Consider the following 23336-nt stretch of genomic DNA (forward strand, 5'->3'; position numbering starts at 1 on the left):
CGGGTTCTTTGTTGTTTCTCTTCGGGTGCGTGAATGTCTAAGAAGCATGTTGCTGTATTGATGGGTGGATTTTCCTCTGAAAGGCCTGTGAGCCTTGCCAGCGGTACCCCTTGTGCCGCAGCGCTTGAAGAAGAGGGTTACCGCGTCACCCGTGTAGACGTGTCGCGTAATGTGGCAAGTGTGTTGCAAGAGCTGCGGCCTGATGTCGCTTTCAACGCGCTGCATGGACCGTTTGGTGAAGATGGCACCATTCAAGGTGTGCTGGAATATCTCGAAATTCCCTATACCCATTCAGGCGTTTTGGCGTCGGCATTGGCTATGGACAAGGTTCAGGCCAAAAAGGTTGCGGCAGCTGCGGGCATTCCCGTTGCATTCAGCCGCAGCATGTCGCGCTTTGAGGTTGGCAATATTCACCCCATCGAGCCGCCCTATGTGGTGAAGCCGGTGCGCGAAGGCTCCAGCTTTGGTGTGGTGATTGTCAAGGAAGATCAATCGCATCCACCGCAGGTGATTGGCTCCAGTGATTGGCGCTATGGCGATACTGTGATGGTGGAAAAATATGTTGCGGGTCGTGAACTGACCTGCGGCGTGATGGATGGCAAGGCGCTGGCTGTGACCGAAATCATCGCCAAAGCCAATACATTCTATGATTATGACTCGAAGTACGCTGCTGGCGGTTCGGCTCATATCATTCCGGCACAAATTTCACCAAAAATTTACCAAAAAATACAAGAATTGGCCGTTAAGGCGCATGAGGCAATTGGTTGTCGCGGCGTGAGTCGTTCGGACTTTCGCTACGATGATCGGTTCTCTGAAGATGGTGAGCTGATCTGGATGGAAATCAACACCCAGCCGGGCATGACTCCTACCTCGCTTCTGCCCGAAATGGCCATTCAATCTGGCCTTACCTTTGGTGAATTTGTCAGTTGGATCGTGGAGGACGCTTCGTGCTCACGTTAAGCGCCAAAAAATCTAGGCCGAGAAAGCCCCGGACGGATCGGCTTGCCAGCACCAGCCGTATCGCTGTGGGCGCAGAAGACGGCTCGTTTGTTCTGCCACGGCCTGCCCGCCGCTTGGTGCGTTTCATTGTGTCGCTTTGCACCGGCAAGGTCGAATTGCCACGGCATATCGGCAAGGTGTCGCTTGCGGCTTACGTGTTTGCGGTGGGCGGCTATGGCGTTGTGCATGGCGGCTATTGGCCGCAATTTTCCGAGACCATGACCTCCAGCGCAGGCTTTGCCGTTGATAACGTCAAGCTGTCGGGCAATGTGCATATTTCGGAAATCGACGTCTTGCAGTCGCTGGGTCTCGATGGCGCAACGTCGCTGGTGTCGCTTGACGTTGATGATGCGCGCCGTCGGGTGGCTGCCCTGCCGTGGGTCGCATCCGTTGATATTCGCAAGGTTTACCCCAAGACAATCCTTTTGAACATCAAGGAGCGCCAGCCCTTTGGTATCTGGCAGCATGGCAGTGATCTGTCGTTGATCGAAGAGAATGGCAATATCATTGCCCCGCTGCGCGACAATAAATTTGCAAGCCTGCCGCTGTTTGTTGGCCGCGATGCCGATACCGATGCAAAAGAGGTGATGGCCGAGTTTGCCGCATTTCCGCAGATCGCTGCCCGGGTGAAGGCCTATGTGCGGATTTCAAGCCGGCGTTGGGATCTTTATCTGGACAATGGCGTGACCGTGAAATTGCCGGAAGATGATGTGGGCCTTGCCCTCAAGCGGCTGACTCGCATGGAAACTGAACAGCAATTGCTGGAGCGCGATATTGCTGCCGTTGATCTACGTCTTGCAGACCGCATGACGGTTGAACTGACGCCTGATGCTTTGGCCCGTCGCAATGCCGCCGTTGCGGCCCGCACAAAAGCCATGGCGAAACTGGAGAAGGAAACATGAGTATTTTTGGCTCCTCCTCTCATGGTCTGCCCCGTATGAAGCCTTTGTCGTCCAAGCGGCATCATGTTGTATCGGTGCTGGATATTGGCTCTACCAAGGTTGTCTGCATGATTGGCCGGCTGACGCCGCGCAAGGAAAGCGATGTGCTGCCGGGCCGTACCCATCATGTGGACATTATCGGCATTGGCCATCAGCGTTCGCGCGGCATGAAATCTGGTGTTATTTCGGATGTGGATGCGGTGGAAAGCGTTGTGCGCCTCGCCGTTGATGCTGCCGAGCGTATGGCTGGCCTTACCGTTGACAGCCTGATCGTCAATGTGTCTGCCGGTCGTATTGGCTCAGATGTTTACACCGCCACCATCGATCTGGGTGGTCAGGAAGTGCAGCGCGGTGATTTGAAACGGGTGTTGTCGGCTGCAAGCCAGCAATCCCAACGCCGCGAGCGGGTGATTTTGCATGCCGTGCCAACCGGTTTTTCGCTGGATGGCGAGCGCGGCATTCTCGACCCACTTGGCATGTATGGCGATGCATTGGGTGTTGACATTCACGTGGTGACGGCTGAACGCGCAGCGATGAAAAACCTCGAATTGTGCATCAACCGCGCTCATTTGACGGTGGAAGGTCTGGTTGCAACTCCTTACGCCAGCGGTTTGGCCGCCTTGGTGGATGACGAGGTAGAGCTGGGCTGTGCTGCCATTGATATGGGTGGCGGCACCACGACAATTTCGGTGTTTGCCCAAGGAAAATTGATCCATACGGACGCAATTGGCATTGGCGGTCATCATGTTACGACGGATCTGGCCCGTGGCCTGTCCACCCGCATTGAAGATGCAGAACGGCTGAAAGTGGTGCATGGATCGGCCTTTGCCAACGGCACGGAAGAGCGCGAAGTTGTTGCAATTCCGCCAATCGGCGAAGATGATCGCGATTTACCGACCCAAGTTCCACGTTCTTTGCTGACGCGAATCATTCAAGCGCGTATTGAAGAAATCCTGGAGATGATTCGCGACCGCATCCATGCTTCGGGCTTTAGCCCTGTGGTCGGTAAGCGGGTCGTTCTGACCGGAGGCGCAAGCCAGCTGACTGGCCTGCCGGAAGTGGCGCGGCGTATTCTCGCCCGTAACGTTCGGATTGGTCGGCCAATGGGGGTTTCGGGTCTGCCTGTGGCAGCCAAGGGACCGGCGTTTTCCACGGCGGTGGGTCTGATGATCTATCCGCAGGTGGCCGATCAGGAAATCGCTGTGGGCCATGGAGGTTTGTTCTCCTCTGGCACCGGCAACAGCCGCATGATGCGGGTTGGACAATGGCTAAAAGAGAGTTTTTGAGACCCCGCGCCTTGACGGGACGAGAGCAGATTCAAGGCGCGTGATCTGAAGATAGAGACGACATGGCTGGCGTGGCGATGCGGCCAGGGAAAGAAGGAACGGGTACAATGACCATTAATCTGAATAAGCCAGACATCACCGAGCTTAAGCCGCGCATCACCGTTTTCGGCGTCGGCGGCGGCGGCGGTAATGCCGTAAACAACATGATCACCGCAGGTCTGCAGGGCGTGGACTTCGTGGTGGCCAACACCGACGCTCAGGCCCTGAGCATGACCAAGGCAGACCGGATCATTCAGCTCGGTGCCAGCGTCACGGAAGGCCTTGGTGCCGGTTCCCAGCCTGAAGTTGGTCGCGCCGCTGCCGAAGAATGCATCGATGAAATCATCGAGCACCTGCATGGCACCCACATGTGCTTTGTCACCGCCGGTATGGGCGGCGGCACCGGCACGGGTGCGGCTCCCGTTGTGGCGCAGGCAGCCCGCAACAAGGGCATTCTGACGGTTGGCGTTGTCACCAAGCCTTTCCATTTTGAAGGCGGTCGCCGCATGCGTCTGGCGGAAGCAGGCATTGATGCCTTGCAGAAGTCGGTTGATACGCTGATCGTGATCCCCAACCAGAACCTGTTCCGCATTGCCAACGACAAGACCACCTTTGCCGATGCTTTTGCCATGGCAGACCAGGTGCTCTACTCGGGTGTTGCCTGCATCACCGACCTGATGGTCAAGGAAGGCCTGATCAACCTCGACTTCGCCGACGTTCGCTCGGTGATGCGTGAGATGGGTCGCGCCATGATGGGCACCGGCGAAGCATCCGGCCCAGGCCGTGCATTGCAGGCGGCCGAAGCAGCGATTGCCAACCCGCTGTTGGACGAAACCTCGATGAAGGGCGCACAGGGCCTGCTGATCTCCATCACCGGTGGTCGCGACCTGACCCTGTTCGAAGTGGACGAAGCTGCAACCCGTATCCGCGAAGAAGTCGATGCCGACGCCAACATCATTCTTGGCGCTACCTTCGACGAAGCGCTGGAAGGCCTGATTCGCGTGTCTGTTGTGGCAACTGGTATTGACCGTGCTGCCAACGCTTTGGAAGCCCGCGGCGCTGAAATGCGCTCCATGGCGGCCAAGCCTGCGGTTCGTCCAACGATCGCTGCTGCACCTGCGGCTCCCGCACCGGCTCCTCAGCCTCAGCCAGCACCGGTTGCTGCGTCTGTTGCTCCAGCCCCAGCTGCCCAGCCTGCCCGTGACGCGATTGCCGAGCAGATCCGTGCAGCAGAAGCCGCGCTGGAACGTGAGCTTGGTCTTGCCATGACCCGTCAGGAAGCACCTGCTCCTGTTGTTGAACCACAGCCAGTGGCTTCGGCACCTGTTGATGATTTCCGTCCGCAGAGCAAGCTGTTCTCGTCCTTCGCAGCGCCTGAGCAGCCTGTTGCCCGCGCTCCTGCGCCGCAGCCAGTTCAGCAGCCAGCACCGGCTCCGCAGCCAGCTCCAGCCGCTTTTCGTCAGGAGCCAGTCGCCCCTGTGATGCGTCAGCCTGAGCCTGTTCGCATGCCAAAGGTTGAGGACTTCTCTCCTGTTGTTCAGGCTGAGATGGAGCATCGCGCTCATGGTCAGGCTGCACAAGCGGCAGATGAACGTGGTCCTATGGGTCTGCTGCGTCGCATCACCAGCTCGCTGGGTCGTCAGGATGAAGCGGCTGATGTGGCACCTGCTGCGCCAGCACAGCCACAGCGCCGTCCATTGACACCAGAGGCAAGCGTGTATGCACCACGTCGCGGCAATCTCGACGATCAGGGTCGTCAGGTGCCACAGGCTCGCGCATCGCATGACGACGATCAGCTGGAGATCCCAGCCTTCCTGCGTCGCCAGTCCAACTAAAGTTTGTCAGGGAAAAGTGGAATCCGGTTTTCCCGAATAGACAAACGAAAACACAGGAATCCAGAGTGTGTCTGGTTCACTTCTAACCTGACAGACTCTAAGACTTCCGAACTGATATTTGCCGCAGTGCACAAGCGTTGAAAAAGCCCGGGTTGAAAAGCCCGGGCTTTTTCTTCGTTCTGATTCCGTGAAGTGAAAATCATCCAATTGACTGAAGCCGTAGCAGCGCCACATCACGCCCTCAATGTTGCGTGATGCTGTTATATGAAATTCTTCATAAGATTGAATGGGTTATAGTGAATTTTATGCGCCAGCCAGGCGGAAAGTGCCGATTGTCATAAAACGTTCTCATCCACAGATTTTTTGAGGTTTTTCAGATGGATGTTTCGTAACAATCCGAAAGAAACATTGATTTGGAAAGTGAGGATTCGAACCGTATATCCCTTTCAAATGATCGAGGCTGCAACATATCTCGAAACGATACGTTGCTGTTTCGCACAATAGGTGCTCCGGGTGTTTTGTGTTTGCGGGCGCCACGTGTTTTGAAAGGTAGAATGTCCATGGCAATCGGTTTGTTGAGCTTCCAGACGACCATCGCTCAACCCGCGACCCTCAAGGGTATCGGGGTGCACTCCGGTCAGCCTGTGACCATGAGCTTTCTGCCCGCCGATGCCGATACGGGCATTGTGTTTCATCGCCTTCATGCCAATGGCACTGTGACAGAGCTTCGGGCTGTGTCCTCGCAGGTGGGTAACACTGATCTCAGCACAGTGCTCGGCTTTTCGCCTGCCAATTGGGTGGCAACGGTTGAGCATGTGATGGCAGCGATTTACGCGCTGGGCCTCGATAATCTGATTGTTGAAGTGGATGGGCCGGAAACGCCTGTGATGGATGGCAGTTCTGCCGTCTATATCGACGCAATCGAGCATGCTGGCATTGTCAGCCTTGATGTGAAGCGCCGCTACATTCGGGTGGTCAAGCCTGTGCGCGTTGAAAACGGTGCGTCCTGGGCCGAATTTCGTCCCTATGACGGCACACGGTTTGACGTCGAAATTGATTTTGACTGCCCGTTGATTGGTCGTCAGTCCTGGCAGGGCGATTTGACCGCTGAAAACTTCAAGCGTGAATTGTCCCGCGCACGGACATTCGGTTTCATGCGCGATGTCGAGCGGCTGTGGGCTGCCGGTCTGGCGCTTGGTTCTTCGCTGGAAAACTCTGTTGTGATCTCGGATGACGACAAGGTGGTCAATGTTGAAGGCTTGCGGTATCCGGACGAATTCGCGCGTCACAAGACATTGGATGCTGTGGGCGATCTGGCCTTGGCCGGTGCACAGTTTATCGGGTCTTACCGCTCTTATCGTGGCGGTCATAAAATGAACTCGATGGCGCTTAAGGCCTTGTTGTCGGATGCCAGCGCCTATGAAGTGGTGGAAGCACCCGGTGCGCGGGGCGGTCAGGCACGGGCGCGGGAATTTGTGGCTGTGAATGCGCCGGGCTTTGCCCCTTGGACAGCCTGATCCGAATCATCGGCAGTTTTAAGTGGCACCGGAAGGTGCCATTTTTATTTTGCGGCTCAAAATCGGGGTGAGCTTGGGCTTAAACATTGAATAAAACGTGGCAATTCGTTACCACGCCATAAAAATGCGTTAAATCATCAGCATTGCGTTGCCCTTATCTAGTCTTTATGGCTAAAAACGCCTGGCGGACGTGATGGCTTGTGAAGCGCCGCTGCAATTGGGATCTGTCGTATGAGTGAAGTGAAGTCTTCCATGGTTCATCAAACTGCACGTGTTGCGGCCATTTGCCTGTCTATTTTTGGAACTGCCGCGCTGCTCTCAGCCTGCGGCACAGATAAAGACATTGATATTACCAAGCTGGGCATGGAGACAGACCCACCGGAAATGCTTTATAATCAGGGTCTTGCCAATATCAAGGCAGGCAACCTTGCTGAAGCTGGCCGCAAGTTTGACGCCGTGGACAGGCAAAACCCGTTCTCGGACTGGTCGCAAAAGGCGCTCGTCATGAGCACCTTTGTGAAATACCGGCAGAATAATTATTCGGAAGCAATTGCCACCGGCAATCGCTACATGACGCTTTATCCTTCCACGAAGGATTCGGCCTATGTGCAGTATTTGATTGGTCTTTCAAACTGGCGGCAGATTGCCAGTGTAACGCAGGACCAGAAATTCTCGACCCGCACCATCGAAGCGATGACCAAGGTGGTGAAGAACTACCCGAAATCGGAATATGTCGAGGATGCGCAGGCTAAAATCCGTTACGCGCGCGACCAGTTGGCCGGTAAGGAAATGCAGGTCGGCCGTTATTATCTGGAGCGTAAGGAATATCTGGCCGCCATTCAGCGCTTCCGCGTGGTTGTTGAGCAATATTCCAACACCAATCAGATCGAAGAAGCTTTGGCGCGTCTGGTCGAAGCCTATTACGCCATGGGCGTGGTGGAAGAAGCGCAAACTGCTGCCGCCGTTCTGGGGCATAACTATCCCGATAGCAAATGGTACAAGGATAGCTATGATTTGCTGAAAAAGGGCGGCGTTTCGCCAAATGAATCCAAGGAATCGTGGATTTCCAAGGCGGGCAAAAAGCTGTTTGGCTCAGATACCTAATCACCAGTTCATCATCGTTCCACGAGAGATGTAAACACTTATGCTTGTCCAGCTTGCGATCCGGGACATTGTGTTGATCGAGCGGCTCGACCTTGATTTTTCCGCCGGTCTCTCTGTGCTGACGGGAGAGACGGGCGCGGGCAAGTCCATTTTGCTTGACAGTCTGTCGCTGGCCCTTGGCGGGCGCGGCGACGGCGGTCTTGTGCGCCATGGCGAAGACAAAGGGCAGGTCACGGCAGTGTTTGATGTGCCGATGGTGCATCCGGCCCGCGCACTTTTGCGCGACAACAATATTGATGATGACGGTGATCTGATTTTCCGCCGGGTGCAATCGGCGGATGGCCGTACCCGCGCCTATATCAACGATCAAACGGTCAGCGTGCAGTTGATGCGTCAGGTGGGTCAGCATCTGGTCGAAATCCACGGCCAGCATGATGATCGAGCACTTGTGGATACGGCTGCCCATCGCATGTTGCTGGATGCCTTTGCCGGGCTGACAGAAGAAGCATTGACGCTGGGCGACACCTATCGCCGCTGGCGGGAGGCCGAGCGCAGCTACAAGACCCATAAAGCCAAAGTGGAGGCTGCTGCCCGTGAGGCCGATTATTTGCGCGCCTCCGTTGAAGAACTCGAAAGCTTGAACCCGCAGGATGGCGAGGAAGAAGACCTTGCCGAGCGCCGCTCACGGATGCAGAAATCCGAGCGTATCGCCGGTGATATTTCCGAAGCGAGTGATTTTCTAAACGGCCATGGCTCACCTGTGCCGCTGCTTGCATCCATGATGCGCAGGCTGGAGCGCAAGAGCGCAGAAGCCCCCGGCCTTTTGGAGGAAACTGTGAGCCTGCTTGGGGCTGCTTTGGACACGCTGTCCAGCGCCCAGATGGAAGTGGAGGCAGCCCTTCGGCGCACCGAGTTTGACCCGCGTGAATTGGAGCGGGTGGAAGAGCGGCTGTTTGCCCTTCGCGCGGCCGGGCGCAAATATTCCGTGTCTGTTGCCGATCTCCCGGCTTTGGCCGAAAAAATGATTGCCGATCTTGCCGATCTGGATGCGGGCGAGGACAAGCTGGGCAAGCTGGAAAAGGCGGTTGGCGAAGCCAAAGCCATGTATTTTGCCGCGGCCCAATCGCTCTCGACAAAGCGCCAGAATGCGGCCTCGGCCCTTGCGGATGTGGTGATGGCGGAGCTGCCAGCATTGAAGCTGGAGCGCGCGCGTTTCATGGTGCAGGTCACCGCCGATGCTGGCAATGCCTCGGCTGATGGCATTGATGTGGTGGAATTCCATGTGCAGACCAACCCCGGCACGCGCCCCGGACCGATTATGAAAGTGGCCTCGGGCGGCGAGCTTTCGCGCTTTTTGCTGGCGTTGAAAGTGGCGCTTGCTGATCGCGGTTCGGCTCCGACCCTTGTGTTTGACGAAATTGATACGGGCGTTGGTGGAGCCGTGGCTGATGCCATTGGCCAACGCCTCAAGCGGCTGTCCGATACGGTGCAGGTTCTGTCGGTAACCCACGCACCGCAGGTGGCGGCACGGGCCGCGACCCATCTGCTGATCTCCAAGGGACCGGCCAGTGACGGCAGCGACAAAATTGCCACCGCCGTGGCCACCATTGGCCCTGATCATCGTGTGGAAGAAATTGCCCGCATGTTGGCTGGGGCATCGGTCACTGATGAAGCGCGCGCGGCGGCGGCCAAGCTTTTGGCGGGAAGCCATTGACCATTCGCGTTTTTGCCCCATCTCTTGGCAAAATAGGCTTGATGGCATTCGAATAGTCGACGTGCATATCACTGGGTGGGGGGTGCCGTGCCGAATGTTTGATGTGGTTTATGCCTACTGGCCGCATATTTTACTGGTTCTCTCCACGGTTTTGAGCGTGATTGCCTCTGTGCATGTGGCGATGACCAAGCGCGATGTGCGCTCTGCCAATGCCTGGGTGGGCGTCATCCTTCTCTCGCCCATCATCGGGCCATTGGCCTATGCGGTTGCTGGCATCAATCGCATGCGTCGCACATCTTATATTGCCCGGCGCTCCCGCAGACAGCGCCGTTTAAGCGCGGCACTTGCCCATTATACTGTGCCTGATGGAGCGGTCGAAAGCCAGTTTGGCGGGCGGATGGAAGCGCTGCGGCGGTTGGGAGACCGTGTCTCAGTCCATGCCTTGAGTTCCGGCAATCAACTGCTGCCGCTTGAAACCGGCGATGCAGCCTATGAGGCCATGGGACAGGCGGTGGATGCGGCGCGCCACAGTATTCTGATGGAAACCTATATTTTCGACCGTGACGGCGCTGGTCTGACGCTGGCGGATAAGCTGATTGCCGCCCATAAGCGCGGCGTGACGGTGCGCGTGCTGATTGATGCTGTTGGAGCGCGTTACAGCGTCCCAAGCATTGTGCAATATCTCGAAGAAGGTGGCGTTACGGTTGCCTGTTTCAACGGCAAGGTCATCATGGGCCTGCGGCTTCCTTACGCCAACCTGCGCACTCACCGCAAAATTCTGGTGGTGGATGGCGCGACGGCCTTCATGGGCGGTATGAATATTCGCGATGCCTTTGTTGGGCCGAATGCGGCCCATGATACGCATTTTAAAGTGTCTGGCCCGGTGGTGGCCGATATTTTTGCTGTTGCTGCCGATGACTGGCATTTTGAAACCGGCGAAGTGCTGGATTCGGATGCGTGGCAGATTCGTTTGCGTCAGACAGCACCATCTTCCGCTGGCTTTGCCCGTGTTGTGGTGACGGGGCCGGATTCCAATCTGGAATGCAATCACAAGGTTTTAACCGGGGCGTTTTCCATTGCTAAACGCTCGATCCGCATCATGTCCCCATATTTTTTGCCGGATGCGGTGTTTCTGGCATCTCTGGCCACGGCGGCGCGGCGTGGGGTTGAGGTTGAGATTGTGGTGCCATCGAAAAACAATCTTGCCATTGTCAGCCACGCCATGAACGGGCAGTTTGAGCAGATTATCAAAAATGGTTGCCGTATTTTCCGATCCAACGGCCCGTTTGATCATTCAAAACTCTTGGTGGTGGATGGCCGCTGGGCCTTTGTTGGCTCGTCCAATATGGACTCGCGCTCGCTTCGGCTGAATTTCGAAGTGGATCTGGAAGTCTTCGATCACAGCTTTGCCGCGTTTGTGGAAGATCGGATCGCAAAAAGCAAAGAGGGCGCGCAAGCGGTGAGTTTGACCGAGTTGCAAAACCAGCCATTCCCGCTCAGGCTGTTGCAGCGGGTGTTGTGGCTCGGTTCGCCTTATCTGTAACGATGATGGCTCATGGTTAGGTCAGCATGAAAAAACAAACTCCCACGCTTCGTTCGCAAATGCTGACATCATGGCGCAATCACCGCAGCCGCACACAGGAGATAACGGCTGATGAGCGCAGAGCGGGGCTTCTGGTGGCCTCCTACAATGTGCATAAATGCGTGGGCAATGATGGCCAGTTTGACCCCGAACGGGTGCTGCATGTGATCCGCGAAATTGGCCCCGATGTGATTGCCCTGCAAGAGGCGGATGAACGTTTTGGCGAGCGCAATGGTCTTTTGGATCTGGCCCGCCTGCATGGCGAAACCGGCCTGACATTGGTGCCTGTGGAGGGGCTGCCGAAAAGCCACGGCTGGCGCGGCAATGTGCTGTTGTTTCGCGAAGGCGTGGTGCGCGAGGTGCGGCCTTTCAAGTTACCGGGGCTGGAGCCGCGCGGCGCTGTGGTGGCCGAGATCAATCTGGGCGAGGGGCGCGAACTGCGCATCATTGCCGCCCATCTTGGTCTGTTGCGCTGGGCGCGGCGCAGGCAGGCCGATTTCATTCTCGACCTCATGCGCGACTGTGCAGATTGCCCTACGGTGCTGATGGGTGATTTCAACGAATGGCGGGTCGGCCGCGGCTCGGCGCTTGATCGGTTTGAGCCAGTGTTTGGGCCGCTGCCAGCCCCCATGCCCAGCTTTCCGGCACGCTTGCCGGTGCTGGCTCTGGACCGGATCATGACCAATCGCCCCGGATTGATCGCCGACATGCGGGTGCATGACACGCCCCTTTCGCGCATGGCCTCCGACCATTTGCCACTGAAGGCGTGGATTGATCTTGAGCAAACTGTTGAGGATGCCGTGCAGGCGTGATCTCATCTTTCCATTCAGCGAAATTCGGGTAAGACCGGAGTGGATCAAAGCAGGAGTGTGTGATGGCGTATGCATCAATAGCCGTGAGCGAGCTGAGTGAAGACCAGGCAAAAGCCGAGCTGGCCAGGCTGGCGAGCGAGATTGCTCATCACGATGCACTCTATCATGCCAAGGATGCGCCAGAAATTTCGGATGCTGATTATGATGCACTCAAGCGTCGGAATGATGCAATTGAAGCGCAATTTCCGCAATTGTTGCGCACCGACAGTCCATCGCAACGGGTGGGGGCGGCACCTGCGGGCATTTTCTCGCAAGTCACCCATGCGCGGCCCATGCTGTCGCTGGACAATACGTTTTCGGATGAAGATGTCAGCGATTTTGTTGCGTCCGTCTATCGCTTTTTGGGTGTCATCCCGGACAATTCCATTGCCTTTACCGCCGAGCCGAAGATCGACGGGCTTTCCATGTCGATCCGCTATGAGAACCGAAAACTGGTCACAGCCGCCACCCGTGGCGATGGCACAACCGGCGAAAATGTCACCGCCAATATTCTGACCATCAAGGAAATCCCCACCGAACTGCCATCGGACGCCCCCGATGTGGTGGAGGTGCGCGGCGAGGTCTATATGGCCAAAAGCGATTTTCTGGCGCTGAACGCTGAAATGGAAGCGCAAGGCAAGCAGACCTATGTGAACCCGCGCAATACGGCGGCGGGATCGTTGCGCCAGCTTGACCCAAAAGTCACCGCCAGCCGCAAGCTGAAGTTTTTTGCCTATGCCTGGGGCGAAATGGCCGACATGCCTGCTGACAGCCAATGGGGCATGGTCGAGGTGTTCAAGCGCTGGGGCTTTCCCGTCAATCCGCTGACCCGCCGTCTGACCTCGGTGGAGGACATCATCAGCCATTATCGCGAGATCGGTCTGCAACGGGCCGATCTGGATTATGATATTGACGGCGTGGTCTATAAGGTTGACCGGCTGGATTTGCAGGCGCGTCTTGGCTTTCGTTCCCGCTCGCCGCGCTGGGCCACGGCCCATAAATTCCCGGCAGAACAGGCCTTTACCAAGGTCGAGGCCATCGACATTCAGGTAGGCCGGACCGGAGCCTTGACGCCAGTGGCCCGCTTGGAGCCGATTACCGTCGGCGGCGTGGTGGTGACCAATGCGACGCTGCACAATGCCGATTACATTGAGGGCATTGGCAATGGCGGCGAGCGCATCCGGCCAGAGGGCCATGACATCCGCATTGGCGACACGGTGATTGTACAGCGGGCAGGCGATGTGATCCCGCAGGTTTTGGATGTAGTGCTGGAAAAACGGCCTGAAGGTGCGGTGAAATATGAATTTCCCAAAGCCTGCCCGGTCTGCGGCAGCCATGCGGTGCGCGAAAAGAACGAAAAAACCGGCAAGCTGGATTCGGTCACCCGCTGCACCGGCGGCTTTGTCTGCTCGGCACAGGCCAAGGAGCACATCAAGCATTTTGTCTCGCGCAATGCCTTTGACATTGAAGGGCTCGGCACCAAGCAGGTGGATTTCTTCTTTGAAAGCACGGACGAGCTGATGAACATCCGCACGGCCCCCGATATTTTCACGTTGAAACAGCGGCAGGAGCGCTCCCTTGCCAAGCTCGAAAATATCGATGGCTTTGGCCGCGTCAGCGTACGCAAACTGTTTGATGCCATTGATGCTCGGCGCGAGATTGCGCTGAACCGCTTTATCTTCGCCCTTGGCATTCGCCATGTGGGCGAAACCACCGCCAAGCTTTTGGCCCGCTCTTATGGCTCCTACAACGCCTTTGCTACAGCCATGCAGGAAGCCGCCCCCAAATTTGGCGAGGCATGGAACGAGCTGAACAGCATCGACGGCATTGGCGAAGTGGTGGCGGCATCCATCGTGGAATTCTTCAATGAGCCGCGCAACATGGATGTTGTCTCTCGTCTTTTGCAAGAGGTAACGCCACTGGATGCAGAAGCGCTCGCCGCCAGCAATAGCCCTGTGGCTGGCAAAACCGTGGTATTCACCGGCTCGTTGGAACGTTTTACCCGCGATGAAGCCAAAGCCCGTGCCGAGAGCCTTGGCGCAAAAGTGGCGGGGTCGGTGTCAAAGAAGACCGACTACCTGGTGGCAGGGCCGGGGGCAGGCTCCAAGCTGGATAAGGCCCGCGAAGTGGGTGTGACGGTGATGACGGAAGATGAATGGCTGGCGCTGATTGAGGGGTGATGTCTGTTTGATCTTTGGGCAATGTCGCCGAAACTCTGACGGCGACATTGCGAATTTCGCAGCCAAAACTGCTGTTTTTGAAGCCTAAGTTGCAACACAACAGTCAGCCTGGCATGGGATCATCCGTCTGTGCCACGTTGTTGCGCAATAGCCATGGCGAACACGCCATTTCCAACGCTCCAGTCCGAATAATCATTCTCGTGCATGAAAATAAAGACATCCTTCGGGGATACGCCAGCCTGTGTTTCAAGGTTTTGACCTATCGCTGCGTAGAGGGCGCGCTTCATGGCGTCGCTTCGTCCCCGGCGCATGGTGATTTCAACAACAATCAACTTGTCTGAGCGCGCGATGCCGTTGAACGTACGGGAAAAGAAAAAATCGCCCTCGTGATATTCACTGACGAGATTAAACAGCTCGTCTTGCGGCATGCCAATGCTTTCGACTAAAGCATCGTGAATTCCTTGGACAATTTTTTGCTTGTGTGCGGGGTCCGTTCCCTGGGGCAGGGCCGTTCTGACAAATGGCATCGGTCAACCTTTCATAAGAGGAATGTCCCGATTTATCACACTGAATCTATTGTATATATTGACATATTATCCTCATTTATGTGAGTTTAAGTCACATGATATCTCGCAAAAACTTACCCGTTGCGGCATTGCGTGCCTTCGAGGCCGCAGCCCGGCACGGCACCATAACGAGCGCTGCGGAAGAGCTTGGTGTTACCCATGGGGCGATCAGTCGCCATGTCAGCCATCTTGAGGCTGTTATTGGCGCGCCTCTGTTTGAAGGGCCTCGAAACCGCCCAAAGCTCACAGCCGAGGGGCGGGTGTTTGGCTTTGCGCTCACGGCGGCTTTTGATCAGATGGAAGATGCGCTTCGGCTTGTGGCGAGGGGCAGCGATAATATTCTCGATGTGGCCTGTCTCAGCACCTTCGCCATGCGTTGGCTTATCCCTCGGCTCCATCACTTTACCGCTGAATACCCGCACTATGATGTGCGTCTTGCCACCGATGATCGCCAGCCCAGCACACGGGTCGATGTGCGGATTCTGGTTCTGTCTTCAGATGTCGGGACCCCGGAAAATGGCAGACTGTTGTTTCGCGAAGAATTGGGAGTGATCGCAAGCCCGGCGTTGGTCAATGCGCCTCTGCGCGATGATGGGGGTGATATACTTACGCGCCCTCGTTTGGAAACCCGAACCCGGCCGCATGTGTGGCAGGAATGGTCACGCTTTGCTGGGCAGGATGAAAAGCACGTCGCTACCACATCAAGAACGTTTGATCATTACCATCTGACGATAGAGGCGGCTTTGAATGGCCTCGGTGTTGCCGTTGTGCCCCGGCATCTGGTGGCTGACGATCTCGCTTGCGGGCGCTTGGTGGCACCTTACGGTTTTGTGCTCAGTGATTATCGTTATGTGGTGAAAACAGAGCGGCAGGGAAAACGCAAGGCAGAGCATTTTGCAAATTGGCTGATCGCTGCCATTGCCGAACCTGATGGGCCTGCGCGGTGATAACCTCATGCACGGGCACAAACGTTTTTGCCTAAACCTTAAACACATCATCCCCTACAAAAACGATGACATAGCCGCCACGCCCCTCGGCCTCTTTGGCCCAATCGTGAAGCTGTGTGCTGTAAGGCTCAAGCTTCCACATGGCTGGATAGGCCGGGTCCACCAGCACGGTCATCTGTGGGCCTTGGGTGTAAACCATCATATGGGCTTTGGCGGGTTCCCACTCGTCGCCGAGCGTCGCGTCCGTCATCCAAAGACAGAGAAAATCGCGACAGGTTTGCGGGCGGTTTTGATAGATTTGACAGCCCATGCCATCCACGCAGTGGGTGCACCACGCATTGGCGGGTTTTGACAGTTCATCAATGTCAGGCAAGCGACAGCAAAGAGTGCAGGTGCCGCAGGTGCGGGTGTTTGAAGATGATTGGCTGTGAGCTGTCAATGGATCTGCTTTTTCTGAAGGAGCATGAGAAGTCATCAATGACTTCTGATAATGCGTGGTTTGGGCAACGGCAATTTTGTCAGAAATGTGGTTGACCGATGCGTGTTCGGCCCTACATCATTTAAATGCTTCTCAAAAGGCGTATTTTCCGGCTCGATCCGACAATTTTTGAGAGCAAGGAACATGTTTATCAGCGCAAAGCGTCAGCACACCGCTTTGTGTCATTTCAGAGAGGGGTGCCCGTTGAGCGCGCACTATTTCGACGCGCGTTAAGTGATGATTGTGTGGCATCGATTTTGGTGCTCCGCCTCCGGCTCATCGTCGTGCGGCCCTCGGCATTTGTGCGCAGAGAAAGGGAACAAGACCTTTGAGCGATCCAACGAGCAATGTGTCTGCGAACTCGGATGTTGAAGCTATTCCGGCACCGGAAGGCCAGACCGAGATTATCGAGACCTCCTATCAGATAGGCCAGGACAATTATAACTACAAAAAGCGTTTTGTCTTTGAGCTGGATATTCACAACGTGGTTTTCAGTGTGTCGGCTCTGACAATTGTTGCCTTCACCTTTGTAACGCTTGCGTTTCAATCAACGCTTGAGCCCGCATTTACCGGGCTTCGCAACTTTTTGACGACCAATCTTGACTGGTTTTTTCTGCTCACAGGCAATGTTTTTGTTGTGGTCAGCGTCGGCCTGATCTTGTCGCCTCTGGGCCGTATCCGTCTGGGCGGACCTGATGCGCGACCGGATTATACCAATATCTCGTGGTTTGCGATGTTGTTTGCCGCAGGCATGGGCATTGGGTTGATGTTCTATGGTGTTTCCGAACCGCTGGGGCATTTCACGGCTGCACTGAAGGGACCAATTTTTGAAAACGGTGTTCGCACCGATTGGGCACCTCTCAACGGTGCTGTTGGTGATGTTGAGGGTTCACGTCGGCTGGCCATGGCGGCCACGATTTTCCATTGGGGCCTGCACCCTTGGGCAATCTATGCTGTTGTTGCGCTGGCGCTGGCTTTGTTTTCCTTCAACAAAGGTTTGCCGCTGACCTTGCGCTCCGTTTTTTATCCGATTTTTGGTGAGAGGATTTGGGGGTGGCCGGGCCATATTATTGATATTCTGGCCGTGTTCGCCACCATCTTTGGCCTCTCCACCTCACTTGGCATTGGCGCGCAACAAGCCAGTGCTGGCCTTGACTTCCTGTTTGGCATTCCCAAAACAGACACGACCATGATCCTGCTGGTGATTGGCATCACGGCCATTGCCACCGCTTCCGTCGTGGCTGGCATGGATAAGGGCGTGAAAATTCTGTCTGAGGTCAATATGGGCCTTGCAGCGCTGCTGCTGCTTTTCATTATTGCCGTTGGTCCCACTGTGCAGATTGCCAAGGGCTTCTTCCTCAATCTCGGGGCCTATATCGAATACCTGCCGCGGCTTGCCAATCCGTTTGGCCGTACGGATGCGAATTTCTCGCAAGGCTGGACGGCATTTTACTGGGCATGGTGGATCAGTTGGTCGCCATTTGTCGGCATGTTCATTGCGCGCGTCAGCCGTGGCCGCACGGTGCGAGAATTTCTCACTGCCGTGTTGCTGATCCCGTCCTTGGTTTCGGTTTTATGGATGACGGCTCTCGGCGGCACAGCCATCAGTCAGGTGACCACTGAAGGTCTCACGTCGGTGAAAGATGCCGTGCTGGAACTTCAGTTGTTCGAAATGCTGGCGCATCTGCCTTTGACCGCCATCACCTCATTTATCGGCATTATTCTGGTGATCGTGTTCTTCGTCACCTCATCCGACTCAGGTTCGCTGGTGATTGATACCATCTCTGCCGGTGGCAAGGTCAATGCACCGGTGCCGCAACGGGTGTTTTGGGCCAGCTTTGAAGGTCTGGTTGCCATTGCGCTGTTGCTGGGCGGCGGCTTGGTGGCCTTGCAGGCCATGGCGGTATCCACCGGCTTACCCTTTGCGGTGGTGTTGCTGGGGGCGGCTTATGCGCTCGTCAAAGGTTTGATGACGGAACCTACTTCATAATTCCTTAAATCGGAATCGATTTAAGGAGAAAATTATGCAGCAGATTAAAAATGTTACGGCGTCCTTTGTGCGCCATATATGGCGCACGGCGCTGTAGGTAAAGGCTTGATCTGAAATGCAAAAGGGGCGGTCAATGGCCGCCCCTTTTTTGTCTCTGCTACGTCTTAGAGTCTGTCAGGTTCAGATTGAACCAGACAGACTCTAGATTCCTTTGTTTTCGTTTGTCTATTCGGGAAAACCGGATTCCACTTTTCCCTGACAAACTCTAGCCCTTGGGCTTGAAGCTTTTCTTCTTTGCACCACCGGCTGGGCCGTCAAACTTGCCTTTTGCCTTGCCTGCATAGGCGGGCTTGTCACCCTTACTGTGGGCTGGCTTTGCGGGCTTGTCCCAACTGCGGGTTTCACCTGCATTATAGGGCTTTTTCTTTGGCTTTTCGCCCCACACGTCGTCATCGACCTTGGACAATTCGTCCTTGTAAACGCGGCGCTCACCTGCTTCTGCCTTTTTGGCATAAGGCTTCTTATCGCCGTAGGGCTTGGTTTCGCCGCGTGGCTTGCGGTCTGCAAAATCCGAATCGTCGCGCGGTGGGCGGGCTGCGCGTTCCTTTGGCGGCGCGTTAAAGTCGGGCATGCCCGGCAATTGCTTGACGGTAATGCCGCGCTCCAGCGACTTGTTCGGACCAAGGGCTGTCAGGAACTTGTCCAGATGCGTCTGCGAGATCTCCACAAAGGTCTCTTCCGGCTGCATCTTGATAGCGCCGATTTCATTCTTGGTGATATTGCCGTTGCGGCACAGCATTGGGATCAGCCAACGTGGCTCGGCGCTCTGGCGGCGGCCAACCGAGAGTGAGAACCACACGCTCGGGCCAAACTCGCTGCGCGGGCGCGATGGTGTGTTCGGCTCATAAGAGTCACCGTCGCGGCGTTCGCGGGCGGGTGTTACCTTGACTTCCATTAGGTCTTCCGGTGCCGAGCGCGTGCTGCGGTAGCCGCGCAGGAAAGCAGCAGCGACCTTTTCAGCGCCATGGGCTTCCAAAAGGCGCTTCACAGTGTCGGCTTCGTCTTCGGTGATCTTTTCCTGGAAGACCGGATCGGCCATCAGGCGCTCGTCATCGCGCGCCAGAACTTCGTCAGCAGAGGGCGGCTTAACCCAGGCAGGCTGCACATTGGCACCGCCCAGAATGCGCTCGGCCTTGCGACGCTGGCTCATCGGCACAATCAGGGCCGAAACGCCCTTGTTGCCAGCGCGGCCTGTGCGGCCAGAGCGGTGCAGCAGGGTTTCGGAATTGGTCGGCAGATCGGCATGAATCACCAGCTCAAGGCCGGGAAGGTCGATGCCGCGGGCAGCAACGTCGGTTGCCACGCAGACACGGGCGCGGCCATCACGCATGGCTTGCAGGGCGTGGGTGCGCTCGTTTTGCGACAATTCGCCAGACAAAGCCACCACCGAGAAGCCGCGATTGTGCAAACGGGCGGTCAGGTGGTTGACGTTGGCGCGGGTGGAGCAAAACACAATCGCATTGCGCGCTTCATAGAAGCGCAGCACGTTGATGATGGCGTTTTCCTTGTCTGACGGCGTGGTCAGCATGGCGCGATATTCAATATCCACGTGCTGCTTGCGCTCAGAGATCGTCTCAATACGCTTGGCATTGCGCTGATAGCTCTTGGCAAGGTCCGCAATCGAGCGCGGCACAGTGGCCGAGAACATCAACGTGCGGCGATCATCCGGTGAGGCTTCGAGGATAAATTCAAGATCTTCGCGGAAGCCGAGGTCTAGCATTTCGTCGGCTTCGTCCATCACCACGGCCTTCAGGCCGGAGAGATCGAGAGCGCGGCGGGTGATGTGGTCACGCAGGCGGCCCGGTGTGCCAACAATGATATGTGCACCGCGCTCCAGCGCACGGCGCTCGTTGCGAATGTCCATGCCGCCAACGCAGGTGGCAAACACCGCACCAGTGTTTTCATAGAGCCATTCCAGCTCGCGCTGAACCTGCAAGGCCAATTCGCGGGTGGGGGCAATGCACAGTGCCACAGGCTGGGTGGTGGCGCGCTCAAAGCGGTTTTCGCCGCCAAGCAATGTGGGAGCCAGGGCAAGGCCAAAGGCAACCGTTTTACCAGAACCCGTCTGGGCCGAAACCAGCGCATCCCGGCCTTCGAGATCTTCATCGATCATCGCTTGTTGCACAGGGGTGAGGGTGGCGTAACCACGTTTGCGCAAGGCCTCGGCAATCGCCGGGACGATGCCGTCATAAATAGTCATGGGGTCATCTCTCGAAATATCTGTCATCAGGTCATGCGCCAAGCAGCTATCTCAGGACAGACACGAAGGCACGACGCCCGCCGATTGCGGGTATGGTTGCGCCGTTCCTAACCGGGAAAGCTTCGAAAGTACAGAGGGGAGCCGCAAAAAGCCACCAAGATGGTGAAGAGGGGCGCGAAACCCCTCTGTTTTTCAAGCGGGCATGCGGGCCATGGCGTAAGCATCCACAAAGCGGCCTTCACGAAAGGCAAAGGCCCGGTGCAGGCCTTCGCGCTCAAAACCGAAGCTTTCATAAAGCGCTATGGCTCCAGCGTTGTCAGTATAAACAGTCAGTTCCAGCCGCTTGATGTTCAGCCAGTCATCAGCAATCGCCACCAGCTCGCCCATAAGGGCGCGGCCAATGCCCCGGCGTTGATAATCATCGTGCACGCCCATGCCAATCGTGGCCACGTGGCTGCGGCGGCCTGCCAATTGGGTCATTCCGGCGTGACCAACAATTTTACCGTCTAATACAGCAACCAGTGAGGTGACGTTGGGCGGAAGGGTCTCGATATATTTGCGGGCACCTTGAACGGTTGGATAGGGTGGACGAAGCGTGCCGAACCGAAAACCGGGCAGGTTTTGCATGGCTGTCAGCCCTTCGGCATCATCGGAGCCAATGACACGAATTATCAAGCCCTCCGGCCAGCGAGCGTTTTGGGCAACGGGTATAATGGGTGGATTATCTGACATATCTGCTCTCTTTTATCGGCGAAGGAGCAGGAGCTTTGATCAACCCTGCTGACGATCGCAGGGTTGGTGGGGTTTGAAGGTCGTTACACTAAAGCCAAGCGACGCCATCCCCACGTTCCCGCGGAACGTTGGTAAGAAGGGTCATCACGTGGGTTGAGCGAATTGCGTTCATGGATGATTTTTTCAACAGGCACCTGCCAAAGTCAAGAGGCTTATCTTGCCCAAATTCTCCATGGCGCTTATGCAATAGCGATGTCGTTATCATCAAAAAGCATCGCGCCCAAAACCATCGCCCCAAAAACCATCGCCATCGATTTTGAAACCGCCAATGAGGGGCGCGATAGTGCGTGCTCGGTTGGCTTGGCATGGATTGCAGATGGGCAGGTGGTACGGGTGGAAGAGCGGCTGATTCGCCCACGCACCATGCGGTTTTCATCGTTCAACATCGCCATTCACGGCATTCGGCCTGAACATGTTGAGGATGCGCCTGAATTTCCTGAAGTGATGGATGAATTTGCCGACGATTTTGCGGGTGCGATGATGATTGCCCACAATGCCGCCTTTGATTTTTCGGTCTGGCGTGGCGCACTGGATGCCTACCGGCTGCCCTATCCGAGCTTTGATTATGTGTGCAGCGTCAAGCTTGCGCAAAAAATCTGGCCGCAACTGCCCTCCCATAAGCTCAATATTCTGGCGGCTCATCTGGATCTGTCGTTTCGCCATCATAATGCCGCTGAAGATGCCAACATTTGCGCACAAGCCGTGGTGGAGATGATGGATCGCAAAGGGGCTGCGGATGTGGTGGAGCTGGCGGGCATGGTTGGCCTGTCTGTGGGCAAGCTGTTTCCCGGTGGTTATCAGGCCTGTTCTGTGCGCAAACCGGCAAGGGCGTTGCGCTGATCAGGTTTCACTCTTGTAACGGTGGCGTGAAGCCATATCTCTTCTTCAGATGTTCTTTGGAGATTGATATGTCGAGCGTTGTGAAAACCCTGACCATGGCTGCGGCTGCCCTATCGGTGTCCAGTGGATTGGCGTTTGCGGATGTCATTGGCAAAGTCGGAGTAGACTGGACCGGCAATGACATTGTGGTTGAGGCCATTGCTGATCCGCAGGTCAAAGGGGTGACCTGCCATGTCACCTATTTCGACCGCTCGCTGATTGACCGATTGCACAAGGGAAACTGGTTTGAGGATCCCTCCAATGGGGCCATTGCCTGCCGCCAGACCGGCCCGATCGAGATTGGCGATATCAATCTCTCCAAGTCAGGCGAAGAGGTGTTTCGTCAGGGACGTTCGTTGATCTGGAAATCGCTGGTGGTGAATCGAATTTACGATAAGGCCAATGATACGCTGGTCTATCTGATCCATTCCCGCCAGGTTGTGGATGGGTCGGCGAAAATGGGAATTTCCACGGTGCCGCTGTTCAATCAGAATCCGGTCTGGAAAAATGGCAAGCCGTAAGCCCAAGATATGATCCCAAAAAAGGTCATTTTATCACCTGTCATTCTGACCATTCATGAGAATTCAGGGGTTTATCCTTGGGGCGTGATAGTGCAAATTAACGCTGCGTGGGGGCTGGGTTAAGAGCTTCACCACTGAGCGTCTGCGCATGTCAAACGACTGGGCTGGGTTGTCGTCTCTGGTGCATTGCGTCCTAGGCTGGAATTGTTTGGGGAAATATGCAGCGGATTTAAAGCTTACAACCTCTTTTGTGCGATCTATGATGCACAGAATGCTGGATGCTTTTAAGGCGAACATGAGCGCAGGATACGAATGCTCTAGCGGTTTTGGCTGGTTTTGAGGCTGCCGCTTTTGCACAAAGACCTTTACCTGTGGGTCACGAAGACCATCCTTAAGCCACCGGGGTGGTCTTCATTGCGCAAGCATTCATTGACATGTTGAAAAATAAGGCCTGCCTGTTTTTATTGAAAGCAGGCAGGCCTTTTTGATGCACTTAACTTATTTTATGTAAACGATTTTTCCGCCGTTGAGCGCGGTTTGCACCCACACAATGTTATGGATGCGAATGCCGCGCTTTTGCATGGCTTCGCGTAAGGAAGGGCTGCTTCTCACTTCAGCTTGTGCGTTTTGCATCCGATCCTTCGATGGGTAGATAGCCGTGAGCGGCAGGTCGTTTTCGCGCCCATGCATGTGGTTCGCCACATTCACCACGGAAACGTTGTCATTGTAGATCGTGCCAAACAGGATTTTGGAAATCTCGCTTTGCGCAGCATTGGCCGGAAGCACCATTGTGCCAGCCAAAAAAGCGGCTGCAAGTGTTGAGGTGATCAGGGTTTTCATGGTTGGTCTCCATTC

19 protein-coding genes are annotated in these 23336 nt (G+C 55.9%); 14 read left to right on the forward strand and 5 right to left on the reverse strand.

Going from position 1 to position 23336, the window contains the following annotated elements:
- Positions 1-33 precede the first annotated feature (33 nt).
- The 10 genes from E6C51_RS02030 to ligA all read left to right on the forward strand — a co-directional run bounded on the left by E6C51_RS02030 (position 34) and on the right by ligA (position 14048).
- Positions 34-960 (forward strand): D-alanine--D-alanine ligase, encoded by a 927-nt coding sequence (locus tag E6C51_RS02030; RefSeq protein WP_190234857.1) that lies wholly within the window; start codon positions 34-36, stop codon positions 958-960.
- Positions 948-1901 (forward strand): cell division protein FtsQ/DivIB, encoded by a 954-nt coding sequence (locus E6C51_RS02035; RefSeq protein WP_230987017.1) that lies wholly within the window; start codon positions 948-950, stop codon positions 1899-1901. The genes E6C51_RS02030 and E6C51_RS02035 overlap by 13 nt, the downstream gene beginning before the upstream one ends.
- Positions 1898-3226 (forward strand): cell division protein FtsA, encoded by a 1329-nt coding sequence (gene ftsA, locus E6C51_RS02040; RefSeq protein ID WP_146933754.1) that lies wholly within the window; start codon positions 1898-1900, stop codon positions 3224-3226. The genes E6C51_RS02035 and ftsA overlap by 4 nt, the downstream gene beginning before the upstream one ends.
- 107 nt (positions 3227-3333) lie before the next feature.
- Positions 3334-5100 (forward strand): cell division protein FtsZ, encoded by a 1767-nt coding sequence (gene ftsZ / locus E6C51_RS02045; protein ID WP_146933756.1) that lies wholly within the window; start codon positions 3334-3336, stop codon positions 5098-5100.
- 560 nt (positions 5101-5660) lie between these two features.
- Complete coding sequence (gene lpxC, locus E6C51_RS02050; protein WP_190234859.1) at positions 5661-6617, forward strand: UDP-3-O-acyl-N-acetylglucosamine deacetylase; 957 nt, start codon at positions 5661-5663, stop codon at positions 6615-6617.
- A gap of 231 nt (positions 6618-6848) precedes the next feature.
- Positions 6849-7721, forward strand: a complete 873-nt coding sequence (locus E6C51_RS02055; RefSeq protein WP_146933760.1) for an outer membrane protein assembly factor BamD — start codon at positions 6849-6851, stop codon at positions 7719-7721.
- 40 nt (positions 7722-7761) lie between these two features.
- Positions 7762-9435 carry a DNA repair protein RecN gene (gene recN, locus E6C51_RS02060; protein ID WP_190234860.1) on the forward strand — a complete coding sequence of 558 codons (1674 nt, stop codon included), beginning with the start codon at positions 7762-7764 and terminating at the stop codon, positions 9433-9435.
- 94 nt (positions 9436-9529) lie between these two features.
- Entirely contained in the window at positions 9530-10978 is a 1449-nt protein-coding gene (locus E6C51_RS02065; RefSeq protein ID WP_190234861.1) for a phospholipase D-like domain-containing protein, read from the forward strand.
- Between the two features lie 26 nt (positions 10979-11004).
- A complete protein-coding gene (locus E6C51_RS02070) occupies positions 11005-11829 on the forward strand; it encodes an endonuclease/exonuclease/phosphatase family protein (RefSeq protein WP_146933766.1) in 825 nt (274 codons plus the stop codon).
- A gap of 62 nt (positions 11830-11891) precedes the next feature.
- Positions 11892-14048 (forward strand): NAD-dependent DNA ligase LigA, encoded by a 2157-nt coding sequence (gene ligA, locus E6C51_RS02075; RefSeq protein WP_190234862.1) that lies wholly within the window; start codon positions 11892-11894, stop codon positions 14046-14048.
- A gap of 119 nt (positions 14049-14167) precedes the next feature.
- On the opposite strand, the gene E6C51_RS02080 is transcribed toward ligA, so the two are convergent.
- The gene (locus tag E6C51_RS02080) at positions 14168-14575 is read right to left on the reverse strand and encodes a tautomerase family protein (RefSeq protein WP_190234863.1); all 408 of its coding nucleotides are present in this window, start codon (positions 14573-14575) and stop codon (positions 14168-14170) included.
- A gap of 95 nt (positions 14576-14670) precedes the next feature.
- On the opposite strand from E6C51_RS02080, the gene E6C51_RS02085 reads away from it, so the two are divergent.
- On the forward strand, positions 14671-15561 hold the full coding sequence (locus E6C51_RS02085; RefSeq protein WP_190234864.1) for a LysR substrate-binding domain-containing protein: 891 nt from the start codon (positions 14671-14673) through the stop codon (positions 15559-15561).
- Between the two features lie 31 nt (positions 15562-15592).
- Here E6C51_RS02085 and E6C51_RS02090 read toward each other — a convergent pair whose 3' ends face one another.
- Complete coding sequence (locus E6C51_RS02090) at positions 15593-16036, reverse strand: YkgJ family cysteine cluster protein (protein ID WP_230987018.1); 444 nt, start codon at positions 16034-16036, stop codon at positions 15593-15595.
- Positions 16037-16367: 331 nt separating this feature from the next.
- Here E6C51_RS02090 and E6C51_RS02095 point away from each other — a divergent pair, with 331 nt between their 5' ends.
- Complete coding sequence (locus tag E6C51_RS02095) at positions 16368-18029, forward strand: BCCT family transporter (RefSeq protein WP_190234865.1); 1662 nt, start codon at positions 16368-16370, stop codon at positions 18027-18029.
- 265 nt (positions 18030-18294) lie between these two features.
- Here the strand turns inward: E6C51_RS02095 and E6C51_RS02100 are convergent, their stop codons facing one another.
- Together E6C51_RS02100 and E6C51_RS02105 are read right to left on the reverse strand one after the other, a co-directional pair.
- Positions 18295-20289: a DEAD/DEAH box helicase gene (locus tag E6C51_RS02100; RefSeq protein ID WP_190234866.1), complete on the reverse strand. Its 1995-nt coding sequence runs from the start codon at positions 20287-20289 to the stop codon at positions 18295-18297.
- Positions 20290-20481: 192 nt separating this feature from the next.
- On the reverse strand, positions 20482-21021 hold the full coding sequence (locus tag E6C51_RS02105) for a GNAT family N-acetyltransferase (protein WP_146933772.1): 540 nt from the start codon (positions 21019-21021) through the stop codon (positions 20482-20484).
- Positions 21022-21273: 252 nt separating this feature from the next.
- Here E6C51_RS02105 and E6C51_RS02110 point away from each other — a divergent pair, with 252 nt between their 5' ends.
- Entirely contained in the window at positions 21274-21921 is a 648-nt protein-coding gene (locus E6C51_RS02110) for a 3'-5' exonuclease (RefSeq protein WP_190234867.1), read from the forward strand.
- 68 nt (positions 21922-21989) lie between these two features.
- Positions 21990-22481 carry a CreA family protein gene (locus E6C51_RS02115; RefSeq protein WP_190234868.1) on the forward strand — a complete coding sequence of 164 codons (492 nt, stop codon included), beginning with the start codon at positions 21990-21992 and terminating at the stop codon, positions 22479-22481.
- Positions 22482-22979: 498 nt separating this feature from the next.
- Here the strand turns inward: E6C51_RS02115 and E6C51_RS02120 are convergent, their stop codons facing one another.
- A complete protein-coding gene (locus E6C51_RS02120; protein ID WP_190234869.1) occupies positions 22980-23321 on the reverse strand; it encodes a hypothetical protein in 342 nt (113 codons plus the stop codon).
- Between the last annotated feature and the right edge of the window lie 15 nt (positions 23322-23336).

The sequence above is a fragment of the Gillisella terrae genome (assembly GCF_004801395.1).
Taxonomy (GTDB): Bacteria; Pseudomonadota; Alphaproteobacteria; order Rhizobiales; family Rhizobiaceae; genus Allorhizobium; species Allorhizobium terrae.

Bases quoted from the DNA above. Each gene is read 5' to 3' on its own strand.
- E6C51_RS02030 (WP_190234857.1), top strand. From the start codon at position 34: ATGTCTAAGAAGCATGTTGCTGTATTGATGGGTGGATTTTCCTCTGAA.
- ftsA (WP_146933754.1), top strand. From the start codon at position 1,898: ATGAGTATTTTTGGCTCCTCCTCTCATGGTCTGCCCCGTATGAAGCCT.
- ftsZ (WP_146933756.1), top strand. From the start codon at position 3,334: ATGACCATTAATCTGAATAAGCCAGACATCACCGAGCTTAAGCCGCGC.
- lpxC (WP_190234859.1), top strand. From the start codon at position 5,661: ATGGCAATCGGTTTGTTGAGCTTCCAGACGACCATCGCTCAACCCGCG.
- E6C51_RS02055 (WP_146933760.1), top strand. From the start codon at position 6,849: ATGAGTGAAGTGAAGTCTTCCATGGTTCATCAAACTGCACGTGTTGCG.
- recN (WP_190234860.1), top strand. From the start codon at position 7,762: ATGCTTGTCCAGCTTGCGATCCGGGACATTGTGTTGATCGAGCGGCTC.
- E6C51_RS02065 (WP_190234861.1), top strand. From the start codon at position 9,530: ATGTTTGATGTGGTTTATGCCTACTGGCCGCATATTTTACTGGTTCTC.
- E6C51_RS02070 (WP_146933766.1), top strand. From the start codon at position 11,005: ATGAAAAAACAAACTCCCACGCTTCGTTCGCAAATGCTGACATCATGG.
- ligA (WP_190234862.1), top strand. From the start codon at position 11,892: ATGGCGTATGCATCAATAGCCGTGAGCGAGCTGAGTGAAGACCAGGCA.
- E6C51_RS02080 (WP_190234863.1), bottom strand. From the start codon at position 14,575: ATGCCATTTGTCAGAACGGCCCTGCCCCAGGGAACGGACCCCGCACAC.
- E6C51_RS02085 (WP_190234864.1), top strand. From the start codon at position 14,671: ATGATATCTCGCAAAAACTTACCCGTTGCGGCATTGCGTGCCTTCGAG.
- E6C51_RS02090 (WP_230987018.1), bottom strand. From the start codon at position 16,036: ATGACTTCTCATGCTCCTTCAGAAAAAGCAGATCCATTGACAGCTCAC.
- E6C51_RS02100 (WP_190234866.1), bottom strand. From the start codon at position 20,289: ATGACTATTTATGACGGCATCGTCCCGGCGATTGCCGAGGCCTTGCGC.
- E6C51_RS02105 (WP_146933772.1), bottom strand. From the start codon at position 21,021: ATGTCAGATAATCCACCCATTATACCCGTTGCCCAAAACGCTCGCTGG.
- E6C51_RS02110 (WP_190234867.1), top strand. From the start codon at position 21,274: ATGTCGTTATCATCAAAAAGCATCGCGCCCAAAACCATCGCCCCAAAA.
- E6C51_RS02115 (WP_190234868.1), top strand. From the start codon at position 21,990: ATGTCGAGCGTTGTGAAAACCCTGACCATGGCTGCGGCTGCCCTATCG.
- E6C51_RS02120 (WP_190234869.1), bottom strand. From the start codon at position 23,321: ATGAAAACCCTGATCACCTCAACACTTGCAGCCGCTTTTTTGGCTGGC.